Source organism: Pseudomonas sp. 1L-B-1-E-C1 (assembly GCF_057291835.1).
This window is the reverse complement of the sequence record NZ_JBXAWN010000013.1, coordinates 77,755-90,168: the sequence shown is the minus strand read 5'-3', so window position 1 is coordinate 90,168 and position 12,414 is coordinate 77,755. Positions and strand designations below refer to the sequence as shown.

12 protein-coding genes are annotated in these 12,414 nt (G+C 60.9%); 5 read left to right on the top strand and 7 right to left on the bottom strand.

Annotation, left to right across the window (positions count from 1 at the left end; translation table 11 throughout):
• Positions 1–143: 143 nt before the first annotated feature.
• Positions 144–575: a nuclear transport factor 2 family protein gene (locus AC0Z4S_RS21990; protein ID WP_485624575.1), complete on the bottom strand. Its 432-nt coding sequence runs from the start codon at positions 573–575 to the stop codon at positions 144–146.
• 523 nt (positions 576–1,098) lie between these two features.
• Here AC0Z4S_RS21990 and mqo point away from each other — a divergent pair.
• Positions 1,099–2,745 carry a malate dehydrogenase (quinone) gene (mqo, locus tag AC0Z4S_RS21985; protein ID WP_329516382.1) on the top strand — a complete coding sequence of 549 codons (1,647 nt, stop codon included), beginning with the start codon at positions 1,099–1,101 and terminating at the stop codon, positions 2,743–2,745.
• Positions 2,746–2,933: 188 nt separating this feature from the next.
• On the opposite strand, the gene AC0Z4S_RS21980 is transcribed toward mqo, so the two are convergent.
• Entirely contained in the window at positions 2,934–3,362 is a 429-nt protein-coding gene (locus AC0Z4S_RS21980; RefSeq protein WP_485624574.1) for a nuclear transport factor 2 family protein, read from the bottom strand.
• Between the two features lie 23 nt (positions 3,363–3,385).
• On the opposite strand from AC0Z4S_RS21980, the gene AC0Z4S_RS21975 reads away from it, so the two are divergent.
• Together AC0Z4S_RS21975 and AC0Z4S_RS21970 are read left to right on the top strand one after the other, a co-directional pair.
• Positions 3,386–3,706, top strand: a complete 321-nt coding sequence (locus AC0Z4S_RS21975) for a hypothetical protein (RefSeq protein ID WP_485624573.1) — start codon at positions 3,386–3,388, stop codon at positions 3,704–3,706.
• 94 nt (positions 3,707–3,800) lie between these two features.
• Positions 3,801–4,610: an OBAP family protein gene (locus AC0Z4S_RS21970; RefSeq protein ID WP_485624572.1), complete on the top strand. Its 810-nt coding sequence runs from the start codon at positions 3,801–3,803 to the stop codon at positions 4,608–4,610.
• 133 nt (positions 4,611–4,743) lie between these two features.
• Here the strand turns inward: AC0Z4S_RS21970 and AC0Z4S_RS21965 are convergent, their stop codons facing one another.
• Positions 4,744–5,514, bottom strand: a complete 771-nt coding sequence (locus tag AC0Z4S_RS21965) for an alpha/beta hydrolase (RefSeq protein ID WP_485624571.1) — start codon at positions 5,512–5,514, stop codon at positions 4,744–4,746.
• A 111-nt stretch (positions 5,515–5,625) separates the two neighbouring features.
• Between AC0Z4S_RS21965 and AC0Z4S_RS21960 the strand changes: the two genes are divergently transcribed.
• Positions 5,626–6,585 (top strand): aldo/keto reductase, encoded by a 960-nt coding sequence (locus AC0Z4S_RS21960; RefSeq protein WP_485624570.1) that lies wholly within the window; start codon positions 5,626–5,628, stop codon positions 6,583–6,585.
• A 334-nt stretch (positions 6,586–6,919) separates the two neighbouring features.
• Here AC0Z4S_RS21960 and AC0Z4S_RS21955 read toward each other — a convergent pair whose 3' ends face one another.
• Complete coding sequence (locus tag AC0Z4S_RS21955) at positions 6,920–7,813, bottom strand: LysR family transcriptional regulator (protein ID WP_485624569.1); 894 nt, start codon at positions 7,811–7,813, stop codon at positions 6,920–6,922.
• 97 nt (positions 7,814–7,910) lie between these two features.
• Here AC0Z4S_RS21955 and AC0Z4S_RS21950 point away from each other — a divergent pair, with 97 nt between their 5' ends.
• Entirely contained in the window at positions 7,911–8,381 is a 471-nt protein-coding gene (locus AC0Z4S_RS21950; RefSeq protein ID WP_485624568.1) for a (R)-mandelonitrile lyase, read from the top strand.
• Between the two features lie 122 nt (positions 8,382–8,503).
• On the opposite strand, the gene paoC is transcribed toward AC0Z4S_RS21950, so the two are convergent.
• From paoC to paoA, 3 genes are read right to left on the bottom strand one after another with little or no spacing between them, the layout of a single operon-like run.
• Positions 8,504–10,702, bottom strand: a complete 2,199-nt coding sequence (gene paoC, locus AC0Z4S_RS21945) for an aldehyde oxidoreductase molybdenum-binding subunit PaoC (RefSeq protein ID WP_485624567.1) — start codon at positions 10,700–10,702, stop codon at positions 8,504–8,506.
• Positions 10,699–11,655, bottom strand: coding sequence for an FAD binding domain-containing protein (locus AC0Z4S_RS21940; RefSeq protein ID WP_485624566.1), 957 nt, complete (start codon positions 11,653–11,655; stop codon positions 10,699–10,701). Before AC0Z4S_RS21940 ends, paoC begins: the two co-directional genes overlap by 4 nt.
• Positions 11,652–12,275, bottom strand: a complete 624-nt coding sequence (gene paoA / locus AC0Z4S_RS21935; protein ID WP_485624565.1) for an aldehyde dehydrogenase iron-sulfur subunit PaoA — start codon at positions 12,273–12,275, stop codon at positions 11,652–11,654. Before paoA ends, AC0Z4S_RS21940 begins: the two co-directional genes overlap by 4 nt.
• Positions 12,276–12,414 lie beyond the last annotated feature (139 nt).

The window sequence follows — 12,414 nt, the reverse complement described above, 5'->3', positions numbered from 1 at the left end:
AGGGTTTTTGGTTGTCTGGACTGGCGCTATCGCGAGCAGGCTCACTCCCACAAAGGACTCGACACCGCCGAACCCTGTGGGAGCGAGCTTGCTCGCGAAGAGGCCAGCTCGGGCAACACTGAATCAGGCCAATGTGCCCTCAATCAAAATTTGAACGCCTGCCGTCCCACCAACAACCACTTCCCGCCTTGCTTCTGCCAGATCTGGAAATTCTCGATTTCGGTTGGAATCACCTCGGTCCCTTTCAACGCCTGTGCGGAGAAGTGGTGGCGCACCAGCGCGGTATCGCCGGACAGGGTGATGGTCTGCTTTTGCATCTCGAGGGTCTTGAATGCACTGCGGCCGGTTTCGATGTCGGCGATGAATTCCTGCTTGTTCTGAATCTTGCCACTGGAGTGGCCGTAGGTCAGGTTCGGCGCAGTAAGCGCGTTCAGTTCGGCGATGTCTTTGTGCAGCATCGCTTGGGTCAGGTGGTCGACTGCCTGGGCAACTTCCTTTTCCGCCGGGGCAGTGGCGGCCATGGCATATGCGCTGAAGGCGCAGAGAAAACCGATCAGGAGGCGGGACTTGGTCATGTTGTTTCCTTATTGTTATCGGGTTGGAAGGACTGAAGAGAATTCATCAGTCATCGTACAACGTAGCAGAATATTTTCTTGATGGATAACGAGCCGTAAGGATTGATTCAGCGCATTGCGATAATGGGCCCGCGAAAGTGTGTGTGAGATGCGTAATTGACATCATGTTTCGCACCCGACGGCCGATAAGTTCATCAGTGAAAGAACTCTTGGGTCGGGAACAGACGCGCGGGTTTGCCTGACGTGATATTCTCCGCGCCAATTTGCTTTGACCTAATTCGGTTGGTCTGCCTTTGAGGCGGGCCGACGGGATCCCTGTCGCTCAAGCAGCTGAAGCCAATAACGATAAGAAGTCAGTTCAGAAGGGACATTAACTGAGGTCGATGCCACATATCGGCCTTGTGTGCCCACCCGTCAATATTGAAGTGTGCCGGATTGCGCGACGCCAGCCTGAGCGTCAACAAAGCGCAACGCAGACTGATAACAACGACGGGCGGAAGGCGTTTTATCATAGGTGCAACAGATGTTTAAGAAAGTGAACACAGCCTTGCTGGGGCTGGCTTTGGCGATGGGGATGTCGTCTGCCAATGCTGCCGAAGCGAAGAAAGTTGACGTCCTGCTGATCGGCGGCGGCATCATGAGCACCACCCTGGGTGTGTGGATCAATGAGCTGGAACCGAGCTGGTCGATGGAGATGGTCGAGCGCCTCGACGGCGTCGCCCTGGAAAGCTCCAACGGCTGGAACAACGCCGGTACCGGTCACTCGGCCCTTGCCGAGCTGAACTACACCCCGGAAGACGACAAGGGCAACGTAACGATCCCGAAAGCCGTCGAGATCAACGAAGCGTTCCAGGTGTCGCGTCAGTTCTGGGCGTGGCAGGTTCAGCAGGGAGTGCTGAAGAACCCTCGCTCGTTCATCAACACCACGCCGCACATGAGCTTCGTGTGGGGCGATGACAACATCAAGTTCCTGAAAAAACGCTACGAGGCTCTGCAGGCGAGCCCGCTGTTCGCCGGCATGCAGTACTCCGAAGATCCGGCGGTGATCAAGAAGTGGGTGCCGCTGATGATGGAAGGGCGTGACCCGAACCAGAAAATCGCGGCCACCTGGAGCCCGCTGGGTACGGACATGAACTTCGGCGAAATCACCCGCCAGTTCGCCGCTCACCTGCAGACCAAGCCTAACTTCGATCTGAAACTGTCGAGCGAAGTCGAAGACATCACCAAGAACGCCGATGGCACCTGGCGTGTCAGCTACAAAAACCTGAAAGACGGCAGCAAAACCGAAACCGACGCCAAGTTCGTGTTCATCGGTGCTGGCGGCGGTGCCTTGCACCTGCTGCAGAAGTCGGGCATTCCTGAAGCCAAGGAATACGCAGGCTTCCCGGTTGGCGGCTCGTTCCTGGTGACCGAGAATCCGACTATTGCCGAGCAGCATCTGGCCAAGGCCTACGGCAAGGCTTCGGTTGGCGCGCCACCGATGTCGGTTCCGCACCTGGACACCCGTGTTCTGGACGGCAAGCGCGTCATTCTGTTTGGCCCGTTCGCGACCTTCAGCACCAAGTTCCTCAAGGAAGGTTCGTACTTCGACCTGCTGACCAGCACCACCACCCACAACATCTGGCCAATGACCAAGGTCGGCATCAAGGAATACCCGCTGGTCGAGTACCTTGCCGGTCAACTGATGCTGTCGGATGAAGATCGTCTGAACGCGCTGAAGGAATACTTCCCGAACGCCAAGGCCGAAGACTGGCGCCTGTGGCAAGCCGGCCAGCGCGTGCAAATCATCAAGCGTGATGAAGCCGCTGGTGGCGTGCTGAAACTGGGCACCGAGATCGTTGCTTCGCAAGACGGCTCGATCGCCGGCCTGCTGGGCGCATCGCCAGGCGCATCGACTGCTGCACCGATCATGCTGAGCGTGCTGCAGAAAGTCTTCAAAGACAAAGTCGCAACCCCTGAGTGGCAGACCAAGCTGCACCAGATCGTGCCGAGCTACGGCACCCAGCTGAACAGCGATCCGGCCAAAGTGGCTGCCGAGTGGGCTTACACCGCGAAGATCCTCGAACTGCCGACGCCTCCAGTGATCGGTCAGGTAGCTGCTCCAGCGGCACCTGCGGCTGATAAAGCCGTAGCGCCGAAGGAAAATGCTGCACGTGACATGGCTCTGTAACCGGGGCCCTGACACACGAAACCCACTGAACCGGCGACGGTCAGTGGGTTTTTTTATACGCCGAACCTGTAGGAGCTGACGAGTGCAACGAGGCTGCGATCTTTTGACTTTGACTTTGACGTTTGAAGATCAAGATCAAAAGATCGCAGCCTCGTTGCACTCGTCAGCTCCTACGGTCCGGTGGGGATTCAGGCTTTTGCGGATGCGAGATAGGCACCGAGGCGCCGGCCCATTTCCTCGCCCAGGGCCTGCAATCCGCTCAGCGGCCGCACCATCACTTCAAACTCGACGATCTTGCCGCTGGCGTCGAAGCGGATCATGTCGATGCCTTTCAGCTCCTTGGTACCGACCTTGGCGCTGAATTCAAGAATCACATTCAGGCCATCCGCCGTCGCCAACTCGCGGTGATAAGCGAAATCTTCAAACACCTCGAACACTGTGTTGAGGATCATCGCCACCACGGGCGCGCCGGGGTAGGGCGTGTGGGCCATCGGCGAGCGGAACACGGCTTGGGCATCGAGCAATTCGGGCAGGGCTTCGAGATTGCCGCTGCGGATCATCTCGTGCCAGCGCTTGAGGGATTCGGCAACATTGGGCTGCAAGGTGAGGTCGGGCATGGTCACTCCGGTTTTTATTGTGGTTGGCGGCAATCACTGTAGATCAACCCGGCGCAGAGTGGATCGTCAAGTTTCAAGCTGAATACCGGTCCATGCCCGAAGCGGATCAGATGCGCATCTGCTCCGTATTTTTCTGTTTCATCTGCCTCTGTATTGAGTACAGCCACAGCCTCAGAATGCCCGGGCAGTGCGGACATTCACCCCCCGACCTCATCCCGAAGCGTCCGGTGCACCGCACACTCAGCATCAAGGAGCGCAACATGTACAAGATGGCAATTTTCCTCGGCGGCTTTCTGACCTTGACCATCCTGATCGGCGTACTGGCGACGATCTCTCCAGTGTGATCCGCGCGCATTTTTTCGAACTCCGCCGTTCTCCTGCTTTCAGTTGCAGAACAGGGCCCAAGCGCCCGTCACTGAATGTCCGAGGAGCGAAAAAATGCGTAATACAACCTTGCAGGGACGTTGGGTTCCCGTCGGTTTGATGGTCGCCGCGCTGACCGGTTGTGCGATGAGCAACACCGAGTCACCGGTGCAGACACCGGGCCAGGCCAAAGCCTCCGACACTGAAATGCTCGAAGTCGGCGCGCAATGGTTGCAGGACAAACCGCCGATCCGCGCGTTGAACATGTACCTCGATGGCTTCCATTTCTACAGCGGCCATCCCGGCGCACAGATGGAAGCGCATCACTACTGCTCGGCGCTCAACGAGGAAGTGTTCCAGTGCGTGATCTACGACGGCAACACCGCTGAAGCCAAGCTGATGGGTGTGGAATACATCATCAGTCAGCGCCTGTTCACGCAATTGCCGGCGAAGGAAAAAGCCTTGTGGCACAGCCACGCGCACGAAGTCACTTCTGGCCAGTTGGTCGCACCGGGCATTCCGCAAGTGGCGGAAACCCGTCTGATGGAAAAGCTCGCCAACACCTACGGCAAGACCTGGCACACCTGGCACACCGATCAGGACAAGCAACTGCCACTGGGCGTGCCGCAGTTGATGATGGGCTTTACGGCTGACGGTCAGGCGGATGCGCAAATGGTCCGTCAGCGCGATCAGCGTCTGGGCATTGACAGCGCCGATAAGAAAAAGGCCCGCGCTGAGATCAAACCGGCGCCTGTCGCATCAGGGGCGGATGCGTGGCAAAAGGGTCATGCCGTGCAACTCAACGACCCGACCGGGCATCAGCATGTCAGGCCGCGCCCGGCCACCTCTGGCGATGAAAATGCCCGGAGCGGCAGTCAGCCTTAGCTTTGGACATTAGCTGGAAATGGTGATGTCTGTACCGGCGTCATCGCGAGCAGGCTCACTCCTACATTTGAAATGCATTCCCTCTGTAGGAGCGAGCCTGCTCGCGAAGGCGTCTCCATGATCGCTACACCTTTCAGCGATTCAACACATCCCCCATCCACCGCAAATACTCCCCTCGCTCGGAAATCGAGTTATGCCCCGAGTCCGGCACCACCTTCAGCGTCGCCACCCCCGCAGGAAAGTTCTCGAACAACCGCTGCGTACTGCTGCGTCCAATCACCTCGTCATCACTCGCTGCCAACAGCAATGTCGGCACGCGAATGTGCGCGGCGTACTTGCCCGATTCGAAACGATCCTTGAGCAGCCACTTCACCGGCACCCACGGGTATTGCCGTTCGGCGATTTCCTCAAGGCTGTTGAACGGCGTTACCAGGATCAGGTTCTGCACCGGCCGCTGACTGGCCAGGCGCGCCGCCACCCCCGAGCCAAGGCTGCGCCCGATCACTGCAATCTGCGGATGACTGGCGTAGACCTGATCGAACAACGCCAGCGCATCTTCGGCAATCGCCGCTTCCGATGGCGAGCCAGTACTGCCACCAAAGCCCCGGTAGTGCAGGAAATACAGCGCGTAGTCCGGGAACGCCTCGGTGAACTCCGGCAGATTGCGCGAGACGTCCTCGGCATTGCCGCCGAAATAGATCAGCGCCCGCGTCCCGCTGCGCTCTCTGGTAGTCACCCAGACTTCGGCGTCCGGCATCGACAGTTTCAACCGCGAATCCGCCGCAACCACGGCCGCAGGCTGGGGAAACCAGATCAGCGAACGCTGAAACACGAACAGCGCGGCGCACAGCACCAAGTACACGGCAACGATGAAAACGACGAGTGACATCAGGGTTCGGGACATTCGGCTACTTTTAACGGGGTGGGAGGTTGGCTGTGGCAGTGTAGTTCAGCGACTGCGCCTGACAGCCGGCGCACACACCATGCAACAGATCCGCGCAGCAGGAGGACCCGCATGCGCCACACTGAGGGTTACTCTCGTCGCCGCTTGCTCGCCCTGGCTGCCCAGGCTGCGGCGCTGTTCACGATTGATCGGGCGTTGGCCAGCGGCATATCGCCGACCGTCACTGCGCCGCTCACGGCAGGAGACCAGACCATGCAGACCCGCGCCATCCCTTCCAGCTCCGAGGCACTGCCCATGGTCGGATTGGGCACCTATCGCGGTTTCGACGTCGGCCCGGGCGATCCGGTTTACCGGCAATTGCCCGCCGTACTCGAAGCGCTGTTCAGGAAGGGCGGCACACTGATCGACAGCTCACCGATGTACGGCCGCGCCGAGCAGACCACCGGTGAATTGCTGTCGATCCACGAACCGCGCTCGCCGGCCTTTCTCGCCACCAAGGTGTGGACGCGCGGACGCAAGGAGGGTATCGCGCAGATGGAGCAGTCGTTCAGTCTGCTGCAAACCGAGCGCATCGACCTGATGCAGATTCACAATCTGCTCGACTGGCAAACCCACTTGCCGACCCTGCGCGAATGGCAGGAGCAGGGGCGGATTCGCTACATTGGCATCACCCATTACACCTCGTCGGCCTATGACGAAGTCGAAGCAGTGCTGAAGGCCGAGAAGCTGGATTTTCTGCAGATCAACTACGCCCTCGACGACCGAGGCGTGGAAAAGCGCATCCTGCCGCTGTGCCGCGAGCGCGGGGTCGCGGTGATCTGTAACCGGCCATTTGGCGGCGGCGATTTGCTCGCCCGGCTCAAGGGCAAGCCGTTGCCGGCGTGGGTCTCGGACGTGCAGGTGAACAGCTGGCCGCAACTGGCGCTGAAGTTTCTCCTGGCGCATCCGGCAGTGACCTGTGTGATTCCGGGGACCAGCAATCCGCGCTACATGGCTGACAATGCCGGAGCCGGTTTTGGGCCGATGCTCACCGATGCGCAGCGACATCAGCTTATTGCGTTGCTGGGCTGATCAGTCCTTAAACTTCGCAAAGCCCTTCCGGTTAATTGCAAATTGTTCTAAAAAACTGTCAAACCTGACAGTTGGCTGAGCTGTGCCCGAGGCCAATCATGCAGTTCCAGCCAAACGGCAGAACCGTCATGAACTTGAAACACCAGAGATTTCTTGGTTTGGCAGGCGTCTGCCTGATATTGACGTCCCTCGAGGTAATCGGCGAAACCGCAGAGTACGTGTGCATGGGCAGCCAGCGAGGCCAAATCGCAATCGTGCGGGCAAATTCTTTATTGGAGGCGAACCAGATAGCCAAGGCAGCGTGGGGGGGCTGCCGGCTGCTATAAAAAGTGACTTAACTGCGATAGCGCAACGCCTCCAGCAACAACGCAAACGCCGGCGCTGCCTGGCGTCGGCTCGGGTAGTACAGGTGATAACCGGAAAACGCCGGGCACCAGTCTCCCAGCACCTGGACCAAGCGACCGTCCGCCAGAAACGGCGCAACCACGTTTTCCGGGATGTAGCTCAGACCGAAACCGTCCAGCGCGGCGTCGAGCAATGGGTACACGCCATTCAGCGTGACCTGGCCGGAGACGCGCACTTTCAGGCTTTCGCCATCCTTTTCGAACTCCCATGAATACAGCCCGCCATTGGTTGGCAGACGCAGGTTGTTGCAGGCGTGGTCGGTCAGGTCGCGCGGGGTTTGTAACGCAGCGCGACGGGCGAAGTAGGCGGGCGAGCCGACCACGGCCATGCGCATGTCCGGGCCGATGCGGGTGGCGATCATGCCCTGTGCGACGTCTTCGCCGAGGCGCACGCCGGCATCGAAGCCCTGACCGGCGATGTCGACGAAGCCATAGTCACAGCAAACCTCGACGGACACATCAGGATACTGCGGCAGTAAATCCTGCAACACCGGACGCAGGATCCAGTTCAGCGAGTGGTCGGTGGCGCTGATGCGGATCTTTCCCGCCGGGGTCTCGCGCAGGTTGCTCAGGGCGGCCAGTTCCACCTCGATTTCCTCGAAGCGCGGGCCGATGGTCTGCAGCAGGTGTTCGCCGGCTTCGGTCGGCGAAACGCTGCGCGTGGTGCGGGTCAGCAGACGCAGGCCGAGTCGCGCCTCGAGACTGCGAATGGTGTGGCTGAGCGCCGATTGCGACACGCCGAGTTTGGCCGCGGCCTTGGTGAAACTGCGTTCACGGGCAACGGCGAGAAAGGCGAGCAGGTCGGTGGCGTTTTCCCGAAGCATTGATGATTGTCCTGCATAAGTTTTTTCGGATTCTAGACGATTATTTAAAGAGTGCAGATCGCTACAGTGGCTGCATTATTCATCCGGAGGAACCGCCATGAACCCGATCGCTGCTTCTGCGCTGACGCTCTCGCTGCTGGCCGGCGAGGTGCAGGCTACCGAAACCCCGCGTGTCACGGTCACGCCGAATGGCTCGCAACCGTCTGCCAAGGGACCGGCTGACTGGTTTACCGGCACGGTGCGGGTGGATGCGCCGTTCAAAGGTACCGACGAGGCGCGGGTCAGTGGCGCGACCGTAACGTTTGAGCCTGGCGCGCGAACGGCGTGGCATACCCATCCGCTGGGGCAGACATTGATCGTCACCTCGGGGGCAGGCTTCGTGCAGGAGTGGGGGCAGCCAGTGCGGGAAATCCGGCCGGGCGATACCGTGTGGATTGCCCCGGGTGCCAAGCACTGGCATGGAGCGGCGCCGACGACGGCGATGAGTCATATTGCGATCGCGGAAGCGCTGGATGGCAAGGTGGTGGACTGGATGGAACAGGTCAGTGATGAGCAATATCCACGCTAAGCGAGGCACCCTGTAGGAGCTGTCGAGTGCAACGAGGCTGCGATCTCTTGATCTTGCTCTGGAGATCAAAAGATCGCAGCCTGCGGCAGCTCCTACAGGGGTGTTTTTAGGTCGACGCTTCTTCAGATCATCTCCGGCAACGAATCAAGAATCTTGTCCAGCGTAATCGGGTACTCCCGCACCCTCGCGCCGGTGGCGTTGTAGATCGCATTCGCCACTGCCGCGCTCACACCGCAGATGCCCAGTTCACCAACACCCTTGGCCTTCATCGGCGAAGAAATCGGGTCGGTTTCCTCGAGGAAGATCACTTCCTGATGCGGAATGTCGGCGTGCACCGGCACCTCGTATCCGGCGAGGTCATGGTTGACGAAAAAGCCCAGGCGCTTGTCCACCGACAGCTCTTCCATCAATGCCGCGCCGACGCCCATGGTCATCGCGCCGATGACCTGACTGCGCGCCGAGGTCGGGTTGAGAATCCGCCCCGCCGCGCAAACCGCAAGCATGCGCAGCACGCGCACTTCGCCAGTGGCGGCATCGACGGCGACCTCGACGAAGTGCGCGCCGAAGGTCGATTGCTGATACTTCTCGGCCAGATCACCGAATTCGATACTGTCCTCGCCAACCAGCGCGCCGCCCTCAGCGGCATTGCGCAACGGCAGGCTCTTGTTGCCGACGCGCACCTGACCATCGGCAAACTCGGCCTGATCCGCCGCCAGCCCCAGCTTCTGCGCCACCGCTTCGCGCAGTTTCACGCACGCAGCGTAGACCCCGGCGGTCGAGCAGTTGCCGCCGAACTGGCCGCCGGAGCCAGCCGAGACCGGGAAGTCCGAATCGCCCAGACGCACCACCACATCATTCAGGCCGACGCCCATCATCTCGGCGGCTGTCTGCGCGATGATCGTGTAGCTGCCGGTGCCGATGTCGGTCATGTCGGTTTCGACTACGACCTTGCCGTCACGCTCCAGGCGCACGCGAGCGCCGGACTTGACCAGCAGGTTGTTGCGAAACGCCGCCGCCACGCCCATGCCGATCAGCCAACGTCCTTCGCGGCGAGTGCCCGGTTGCGCCTTGCGCTGATCCCAGCCGAATTTTTCCGCGCCGATCTGCAGGCATTTGACCAGTTGACGCTGAGAAAACGGCCGCTCGGTCTTCACCGGATCGACCTGAGTGTCGTTAGCGATGCGGAACAGCACCGGGTCCATCTTCAGCTGTTCGGCCATTTCGTCCATGGCGATTTCCAGCACCATCAGACCCGGCGCTTCACCCGGCGCGCGCATCGCATTGCCTTCGGGCAGGTCGAGCGGGGCGAGGCGCATGCTGACGCGGCGGTTTTCTGCGGCGTACAACAACTGACTTGGCTGCGCGGCCAGTTCGACCTTGCCGTCGGCGAGGTTGCCCGACCAGCCTTCATGCGCAATGGCGGTGAGCTTGCCATCGGCCGTGGCGCCCATGCGGATGCGCTGGATAGTCGCCGGGCGGTGGGTGGTGTTGTTGGCCATTTGCGGGCGGGCGAGGGCGACTTTCACCGGCCGCCCAGCCATGCGTGCGCCGAGAGCGGCGAGGATCACGTCGGCGCGGATGAACAGCTTGCCGCCGAAACCGCCACCAATGTAGGGCGAGACCAGGCGGACTTTTTCTTTCGGCAGACCGAGGGTTTTCGCAATGTCGCCGACACTCCAGGCGACCATCTGGTTCGACGTCCACACGGTCAGTTGATCGCCTTTCCAAGCGGCCAGCGTCGCGTGCGGTTCCATCATCGCGTGGGACTGGTCCGGCGTGGTGTAGGTCTGATCGAACTGCACCGGGGCAGCGGCGAAGGCCTTGTCGAAGTCGCCGTGATTGACGTCCGGCAGCTCGTCTTTCGGCTCGACGCCGAGGTCTTTGACGCTGGCCAGGTCGAACTTGCCTTCGGTGGTTTCGTAGTCGACCTTGACCAGTTGCGCCGCGGCGCGGGCCTGTTCAAAGGTTTCGGCAACCACCAGCGCAACGGCTTGCTGGTAATGCTGCACTTCGGGGCCGGCGAGCAGATGCGCGGCGTTGTAATCGCCCTTGTCGAGCTTGCCGGCATTCTCCGCAGTGACAATCGCCAGCACGCCCGGCGCGGCTTTCGCCTCGTCTAGACGAATAGCTTTGATCCGCCCTTTGGCGATCGCCGAGTCGACCATGAAGCCGTAGGCCTGATTGGCCGCCGCTTCATGTTGTTCGTAGGCGTAAGTGGCCTGGCCGCTGGTTTTCAGCGGGCCTTCGACGCGCTCGGTGGGCTGGCCGACGACTTTCAGGCGGTCGATTGGATTGGTGGTGGCGGGCGTGTCGAATTTCATGCGGTTTCCCTCGCTTGCGCCAACACCGAGGCCAGCGTGCGCTCGACCAGTGTCAGTTTGAATTGGTTGTCATCGGTGGGCGTCGCGCCTTCAAGCAGGCGTTGGCTGACTGCTTTGGCTCCCTTGGGCAGCAACGCTTCAGCGGCTTCGACCCGCCACGGTTTCGGCGCAATGCCGCCGACGGCCACGCGGCCGGTACCGTCCTTTTGCAGGATCAGACCGACCGAGACCAGGGCAAACGCGTAAGACGAGCGATCCCGCACTTTGTGATAAATGTGCGTGCCACCGACCGGCGCCGGCAGGGTCACGGCGGTGATGAACTCACCGGGTGTCAGGCTGGTTTCGATGTTCGGCGTATTGCCGGGCAATTGATGGAGATCGGCCATGGGAATGCTGCGGGTGCTGCCGTCGGGCTTCACCGTTTCGATCTGCGCATCGAGGGCGCGCATGGCGATGGCCATGTCGCTCGGGTGTGTGGCGATGCAGGCGTCGCTGACGCCGATGATCCCCAGTTGCCGGGTGACGCCGCCGATCGCCGCGCAACCGCTGCCCGGATTGCGTTTGTTGCAAGCCTGGTGGGTGTCGTAAAAGTACGGACAGCGGGTGCGTTGCAGCAGGTTGCCGGCGGTGGTTGCCATGTTGCGCAACTGCCCCGAAGCGCCGGCGAGCAGGGCGCGGGAGAGCAGGGCATAGTCCTTGCGCACCCGGGCGTCGGCCGCCAGATCGGTGTTGCGCACCAGGGCGCCGATACGCAGTCCGCCCTCAGGCGTAGCTTCAATCTGATCCAGACCGAGGTGGTTGATGTCGATCAGGTGCACGGGGGTTTCGATGTCGAGCTTCATCAGGTCGAGCAGGTTGGTGCCGCCGGCGATGAACTTGGCGCCTTCGACCTGCGCAGCCTGGGAAGCGGCTGCCGCAGGCGAGTCGGCGCGGCTGTAGTTGAAGGCTCTCATGCCGGCACCTCCGCGACTTCAGTGATGGCTTCAATGATGTTCGAGTACGCGCCGCAGCGGCAGATATTGCCGCTCATGCGTTCCTGCAGTTCGGCGGCGATCAGCTTCGGCGGCTCGGTCAGGCTCGGGCTGACGTGGCTGGGAATACCGTCGCGGATTTCCTTGAGCACGGCGACCGCCGAGCAGATCTGCCCGGGCGTGCAATAGCCGCACTGATAACCGTCGTGCTTGATGAACGCGGCCTGCATCGGGTGGAGCTTGTCCGGCATGCCAAGGCCTTCGATGGTGGTGACTTCGCTGCCTTCGTGCATCACCGCCAGGGTCAGGCAGGAGTTGATCCGCCGACCGTCGACGATCACCGTGCAGGCGCCGCACTGGCCGTGGTCGCAGCCTTTCTTGGTGCCGGTCAGGTGCAGGTGTTCGCGCAGGGCGTCGAGCAGGGTGGTGCGGGTGTCGACATCGAGGGTTTGTGGTTTACCGTTGACTTGCAGGGTGATTTTGCTCATGGCCGGTTGCTCCAGACTGGCCGCGTAGGCCTTGAGGCTGATAAAGGGGGGCATGGCGAACGCCGTCGCGGTTACGGCGCCGAGGATCATGAAATTGCGTCGGGAAATCGGCATGGTTCGATTCCTTTTCTCTCATCGGGCGGCAGGATTGCAAAAGGCCCAAAAGGGCGCGCCGGCATGCATGCCAGTCTCGTAAAAGGAGTGACCGCCGGAGAGGGGAAAAGGTTTTGTCGGATTTTCGCTAAAGAGTTAT